This is a genomic window from Candidatus Krumholzibacteriia bacterium, from assembly GCA_035649275.1.
Lineage (GTDB): Bacteria > Krumholzibacteriota > Krumholzibacteriia.
On sequence record DASRJW010000151.1, the window covers coordinates 1 to 6670 of the forward strand.

The 6670-nt window shown below is 68.5% G+C and carries 8 protein-coding genes; all 8 read right to left on the minus strand.

All coding sequences use genetic code 11. From position 1 onward, the window contains the following. Positions 1-627 (minus strand): beta-ketoacyl-ACP synthase 3 (locus tag VFE28_17015; GenBank protein HZM17699.1); only part of this gene is annotated, 627 nt, incomplete at its 3' end. 119 nt (positions 628-746) lie between these two features. Then, a complete protein-coding gene (locus VFE28_17020; GenBank protein HZM17700.1) occupies positions 747-1172 on the minus strand; it encodes a DUF420 domain-containing protein in 426 nt (141 codons plus the stop codon). A gap of 13 nt (positions 1173-1185) precedes the next feature. Beyond that, entirely contained in the window at positions 1186-1884 is a 699-nt protein-coding gene (locus tag VFE28_17025) for an SCO family protein (protein HZM17701.1), read from the minus strand. Then, entirely contained in the window at positions 1881-2672 is a 792-nt protein-coding gene (locus VFE28_17030; protein HZM17702.1) for an ABC transporter permease, read from the minus strand. The genes VFE28_17025 and VFE28_17030 overlap by 4 nt, the downstream gene beginning before the upstream one ends. Beyond that, a complete protein-coding gene (locus VFE28_17035) occupies positions 2672-3682 on the minus strand; it encodes an ABC transporter ATP-binding protein (GenBank protein HZM17703.1) in 1011 nt (336 codons plus the stop codon). The genes VFE28_17030 and VFE28_17035 overlap by 1 nt, the downstream gene beginning before the upstream one ends. A gap of 29 nt (positions 3683-3711) precedes the next feature. Beyond that, positions 3712-4611: a heme o synthase gene (cyoE, locus tag VFE28_17040; GenBank protein HZM17704.1), complete on the minus strand. Its 900-nt coding sequence runs from the start codon at positions 4609-4611 to the stop codon at positions 3712-3714. Further along, positions 4608-5606: a COX15/CtaA family protein gene (locus VFE28_17045; GenBank protein ID HZM17705.1), complete on the minus strand. Its 999-nt coding sequence runs from the start codon at positions 5604-5606 to the stop codon at positions 4608-4610. The genes cyoE and VFE28_17045 overlap by 4 nt, the downstream gene beginning before the upstream one ends. Positions 5607-5797: 191 nt before the next feature. Continuing rightward, complete coding sequence (locus VFE28_17050; GenBank protein ID HZM17706.1) at positions 5798-6628, minus strand: carboxypeptidase regulatory-like domain-containing protein; 831 nt, start codon at positions 6626-6628, stop codon at positions 5798-5800. Between the last annotated feature and the right edge of the window lie 42 nt (positions 6629-6670).

Below are 6670 nucleotides of genomic sequence, written 5' to 3' on the forward strand. Positions count from 1 at the left end.
CACGCTCTCGTGGCTCGCCGGCATGCGGCTTCCCCCGGCCCGCTGATAGAGGAACGGCCCACCGGCTCCATCCGCGTACAGCACGTGATCCTGGATGCCGTAGGCGGGATCCTCGCTCGGTTCGAGGAGTACCGCGGCGCCAGCATCGCCGAACAGGATGCAGGTGTTGCGATCGGTGTAGTCCGTGATGGCGCTCATCTTGTCGGCCCCGACGACGAGAACCCTGCGGTAGGTGCCGCTCTCGATGAACTGCGCTCCGGTGACGAGGGCGTAGAGGAAACCGGAGCAGGCCGCGGAGAGGTCGAAGCCCCAGGCCTTCTTCGCCCCGAGCTTCTCCTGCAGGATGCAGGCGGTGGGCGGGAACATCATGTCCGGGGTCACGGTGGCGACAATGAGGAGCTCGAGGTCGGCGGGATCCATGCCGCGGCGTTCGAGAACCAGGCGCGCCGCCGGTGCCGCCAGGTCCGAGGTCGCCCCCTCTTCCAGAATGTGCCGCTCGCGGATTCCCGTACGTTCCTGAATCCACGAGTCCGTGGTTTCGACCATCTTTTCGAGGTCGAAGTTGGAAAGTACTTTATTAGGCACCCAGTGCCCCACGGAAGTGATCGTCGCCCTGGCCACAGCCACCCTCTCGCTCTCGGACCACTCGATCTGGGAGACACGACGGTCAGGAGTGACACCCTACACGCGCCCCCTGCTGCCGTACAACAGTTACTGGGCCGCGCCGGCCGCGGGTCGGCGGGCGATCAGCCGGGTGGGGCGACTCGATAGAGGAGCACGTAGATGACGACGCCGGTGACGGAAACGTAGAACCAGAGCGGCAGGGTCCAGCGCGCCAGTCGGGCATGGCGAGGGAACTCGCGCCGCAGCGCCCGGCGGAGAGTGAGCAGGACGAGGGGCACGATGACCACGGCGAGCACCGTGTGCGTCGCGAGGATGGTGAAGTAGAGCGGGCGGATCCAGCCGGTCGCGGTGAATCGCGTCGTCCCCACCTGGAAGTGATAGGTGAGGTAGGAGATCAGGAACAGGGTGGACGTGCCCAGCGCCGAGAGCATGCAAGCGCGATGGGCCGCGATCCGGCGCCGGCGGATGCAGAGGAAGCCGGTGAGCAGGAAGAGGGCGCTCAGGGTGTTCAGCCCCGCGTTCAGCGCCGGCAGATCCTCGAGGGCCACGTGCAACTCATTCCTAGGGCACTTCGCCGCGGACGAGGCGAGCCAGGTCGACCTGCAGCTGCTTCACGGCCTCCGGGTCGGCGCCGTCGTAGTAGCCGCGGATCTGCGTTTCCGCGTCCACGAGGACGAAACGCGTGCTGTGCAAGATCGGCTCGGCGCCGGAGGCGATGTCCTCGGGCGAGGCGTCCTCCACGCTGAGGTGGAAGCCTTCCTGCGCCAGCCGGCGTATCTGCGGTTTGTCGCCAGTGAGGAGCAGCCAGCGTTCCGGTGTGGCACCGTAGTGCGCCCCGTACTCCGCCAGCTTCGCTGGCGTGTCGCGCTCCGGGTCGACGCTGAACGAGACCAAGCGCACCGAGGGGCTGATCTGCCCGGAGAGCTGCTCGAACTGTGCCGACATCATCGGACAGATGGAGCCGCAGGTGGTGAAGATGAAATCGGCGATCCACGGGCGGCCGCGCAGATCGGCGAGATGCAGGCTGTCGCCGAGTTGGTTCACCAGGGCGAAGGACGGGGCCGGTCCGTAGTCGGCGAGCGCCTCGGCGGCCCGATCCACCAGAACGCCGCCGCGGAAGAGCTCACGCTTGCCCGCGATGACGGCAAGAGCGACGAGCACGAGAACGGCGAGCGAGAGCGACGCCATGAGCCAGCGCATGCGACCGGTCAGGAAGGAACGGGCTGGTGCCGGCGGACCCGATGTCGCCTCGTGCCTCACGATAGATCCCCGGCGCGCGAACGGGACGCGAGCCACAGGCTCGCGGCCAGCGTGGCGAGCGCGAAACTCACGCTGAGCGCTAAGGGCCGGGCGATCGAAGCCAGCAGAGATCCGCTTTCGAGACGCACGGATCCCGCCGCCAAGGCGTGCCGCAGCGCCTCGAGAGCATGGCTCATGGGGTTCACCGCCATCACCGCCCGCAACCAGCCCGGCGCGCCGGTGGCGGGGAAGAGCGCACCCGAGAGGATCCACATGGGCATGAGCAACAGGTTCATCAGCGCATGGAATCCCTGGGTGGAATCCAGCTGCCAGGCGAGCAGGAACCCGAGCCCGGTGAAGCCGAAGCCGGTGACGAAGAGCACCAAGGCGCTCCAGAGGAAGGAGCCGAGGCTCCACGACTTCCCTACGAGCATGGCGACGACGAGGACGAGGAACGCCTGCGCGAGCGCCAGCGTCGTCCCGCCCAGGATCTTGCCGAGGACGAGCCCGCCCCGGGCTCCGGGAGCGACGAGCACGGATTGCAGGAAGCCTTCCCGGCGATCCTCGACGATGGAGATGGTGGAAAAGATCGCGGTGAACAGCATGATCAGCAGCAGCGTTCCCGGGAAGAGGAACTCCAGCGAGCTCCGGGCGTGCATCGTCGGATCGAGGCGGTAGGTGTCGCCGATCCCGGAGCCGATGAGGAACCAGAAGAGGAGAGGCGGCGCCAGCGCGCCCACCACCCGGCTCGGCTGGCGACAGAAGCGCACGATCTCGCGCTCGGTGAGCGACAGGGCCGCGAGCAGCATCAGTGCCTCCTCGAGCCCCGGCGGCCCGCGGCTCCGGCACCGGCCGCACTGCCGTCGCTGCCGCTCTCGCCGGCGTCATCGAAGCGATGTCCGGTGAAGTGGATGAAGACATCCTCGAAGGTCGGCTTGGAGAGCGTCAAGGACAGGATGTCGTCGGGAAACGTTTCGACGAGGCGAGGCAGCAACGCCGCGCTCGCACCGTGCTCCAGCCGCACGCTCGTATCGACGACGCGCGGCGCCAGGCCGAACTGGGCCGCGATGCCGGCAGCGAGGCGCGCCGGATCGCGCGCCGCGACGGTGACCACGTCCTCGCCCACCGCCGCTTTGAGCTCCAACGGTGCGCCGCTCGTCACCAGATGACCCCGCTCCAGAATCGCCACGCGGTCGCAGCGCTCGGCTTCCTCCAGGATGTGGCTCGTGAGCAGGATCGTGACGCCTCGCTCGCGGCGCACCTCCTCGAGGAGGTGCCAGAACTCGAGGCGTGCCCCTGGATCGAGACCCGTGGAGGGTTCGTCGAGGATCAGCACCTGCGGCTGGTGGAGGAGGCACTTCGCCAGCTCCACGCGCCGGCGCAAGCCTCCCGAGAGCGTGGCGACCCGAGCGTCGCCGCGGTCGCTCAAGCCGAGCCTCTGCAGCAGCTCCTGGCTCCGCTTCTGCAAGACGCCGCCGTGCAGGCCGTAGAGGTGACCCTGGTATCGCAGGTTCTCGCGCACGCTGAGCTGACGGTCCAGCGCCGGGGACTGGAAGACGACGCCCAGGGCGCGCCGGACACGGGAGCGGTCGGCTTGCACGTCGAGTCCCAGGATGCGGGCGCTGCCGCGCTGCGGCACGAGAAGGGTGGAGAGGATGCGGAAGAGCGTGCTCTTGCCGCCGCCGTTCGGTCCGAGAAGGCCGAAGATCTCGCCGCGCCGTACGGCGAAGCCCACGCCTCGCAAGGCCGGGCGTTCGCCGTACGCATGCCAAACGTCCGTCACCTGCACCGCAGGGTCGTTGTCCGTGACGTCGCTCATGACGCCCTCGAGTGTCGCGGGCCGTGTGCTCACAGGAGCAGCGTGTCCAGCACCAGCACGCCGAAGAGGAGAGGCAGGTAGACGACGGAAGCGAAGAAGACGCGCCGCGCTCGCTGGGCATCGTGGCGTCGCGCCGCCTCGAGAGCGAGGCGGAAGAAAGCGGCGCCCAGGACCAAGGCGGCGACACCGTACAGCCAGCCACCGTCGCCGCGCAGCACGGGCAGCAGGCTGAGCGCCACCAGCGCCGCGGTCCAGGCCACGATCTGCCGGCCCGTGCGGCGGCCATCCGTGTCCAGCACCGAGAGCATGGGGAAGCCGGCGCGCGCGTAGTCGTCGCGATACATCCAGGCGATGGCGTAGAAATGCGGCAGCTGCCAGGCGAACTGGATGAGGAAGAGCGCGGCGGCGCCGAGGTCCAGCGTCCCCCGCGCTGCGGCCCAACCGATGAGCGGCGGCGCCGCCCCGGGCACCGCTCCTACGGTAGTGCACCACCAAGTGCGGGTCTTGAGCGGGGTATAGACGAAGAGGTACGCCACCAGCGTCGCCCCTGCCACCAGCGACGCGAGGGGGTTGACGAACCACGCGAGCTCCACGAGTCCGGCCAAGGCGAGGCTGGCGCCGAAGACCAAGGCCTCCGCGGCCTGCAACCGCCCTGCGGGCAGCGGCCGGTGGCGGGTGCGGCGCATGCGCGCGTCGCGCTCGCGCTCCCACACCTGATTGAGCACGCTGGTGCCGGCGCAGGTGAGCGCCGTGCCCAGGAGCGTGTGCAGCAGCAGGGTGAGATCGGCGCTCCCGCCGCCGGCCACGATGTATCCCACCCACGCCGTCAGCACCACGAGTGTGGTGATGCGTGGCTTGGTGAGCTCGGCGTAGTCGGCCAGGCGAGTGCGTACCGAAGTCGCGCTCAGAACATGGCTGGGCACGTTCATGGGATCACCGCGGGGGCGCCGAGCACGGCGTTCCGCCGGGCGGGCGCGGCTTGCAGCAGCTGGAAGCTGCGCAGTGTCAGGACCAAGCTGTTCGCCAGGATCAAAGCTCCGTTCAGGACATGAAGTGTCGTGGGCACGACGGCCTTCGCCGACAAGACGGTGAACCCCCCGAGCCCGATCTGCGCGGCCACGAGAAAGAGTCCGAGAACCGCCGGCACCAGGAGCGGCCGCTGCTCGCGATGCCGGCGCATGGCCACCACGGCGGTGGCCGCGACGCAGGCGGCCACGATGACGCCGCCGACCCGGTGGGCGAAGTGGATGGCGATGCCGGGCGTACTGAAGGCGGGCACCAGGCGCCCAAAAGCGAGGGGGAAGTCCGGGATCGCGAGGCCGGCACCGGTGTGGCGCATGAGCGCCCCGAGGACGAGCTGGAGGAAAACCGCTGCCGTCGAGAGAACCGCCAGGCCGCGTAAGGACACGATCCCGGCCGGCTCGATGCTGGGAGCGGGCGCCTGACGCCAGCCCGCGGAGGTCTGCAACGCGATAGCGACGACGATGCAGAAAAACGTCTGACCGAGACAGGCGTGCGCCACCGAAACCAGGGGCGGCAACATGAGCAGGACCGTGAGACCGCCGAGCAGGCCCTGCGCCACCACCGCGCCGACCGCGAGCCAGCCGAGACGCCGCAGGCGCGGGCGAGTTTCGCGGCGCTGCAACCAGAGGGCGAGGGCGACGGTCAGCATGCCCACGGTGGCGGCGAGCATGCGATGCCCATGCTCGAAGCGCACGTTGCCCACCATGGGCGGAAACACCATGCCGTAGGAGAGCGGCCAATCGGGGACGGAGAGCCCGGCCCCGGTGCTCGTCACCAGGCCGCCCGCGAAGACGAGAAGGGCGGTGCACACCGCAACCAGCACGGCGTATCGATGCAGCCAGACGCCGGACCGGCGGGGCGTAGCGGGGCGCGGTGTCGTCACCGTGGTGGTGGAGGGCATTGCGGCTGGGCCTTGTCGACGCTCGTCCCCGGGAACGGGCACTCGGTCTCGCCCGTCCGGTCAGGGAATTCCTTCACGGCGCTCGCCTCGCGGTCGGTGCATGCTAGACGAGTCCAACCCGCTCTGCAACGACCCCGGCCCGGCCTCGGAAACAGAACTCTATCTCGAATCCGGCCAAATACTTACGCGCTTCAGGAGCCGCCCGCCTGGTAGGAGAAGTCGAGCTCCGCAGTGGGTGTGGCGCCCACCGTCAACGTCTGTGTCTGGGCCCCGTATTTCTCGTGCCAGGTCTCGATGGTGTAGGTGCCGGCCGGGAGGTCTGGGATCTTGAAGCTGCCGTTGTGGTCCGTCACCGCGAAGAACGGATGCACCAGGACCCCGATGTACGACACCATCCACGGGTGCACGTCGCACTTCACCGGGATCATGATCTCTTCCTTCGTGAAGGTGCGGGTGTGCTCCAGCCCGGGACGCGGCATGGCGAGGTTGAACTCCTTGTTGCCATCCACCTTGGGGTGCGCGTGGATGTTGTGCAAGGTGGGATCGCTGTTCAACATCTTGAGGGGCTGGTTCACCATCATGCCGAGCACGTGCGGCGTGTACATGCAGCCCTTCTGATCGAGGACCACCGGTGACGGCGGTGTGGCGAAGCTCTTGCCCTCGAGACCGTTGCGCACGAAAACGAAAACGTTGGCCAGATTGCCGCTGGCATCCACGACGACCTCTTGGGACACCGGCGGCGAGTCCGGGTGGGCTTTGGAGCAGACCGCGTCGGCATCCATCTTGAGAACCGACGGTGCCGGCGGCTGACCGATCAGATGCACCTTGCCCGAGAGCGTCACCCCGGGTGCCGGGGTCGGGGATGCATCACTGTGACCGGGTGCGGGAACCGCCGGCTTGGCTGCCTCACCTCCTGCTTTCTCGCTGTGCTCAGCCGCGTCACCGCCGCCACCGCGGTTGCAACCGGAGGCGAGGAAAGCGACCGCGAGAAACACACTGGCAAGACGCATCGCGGCATTCATGGGCTCACTCCTGCTCTCGTTTCGGACCCTGCAAGCGACGGC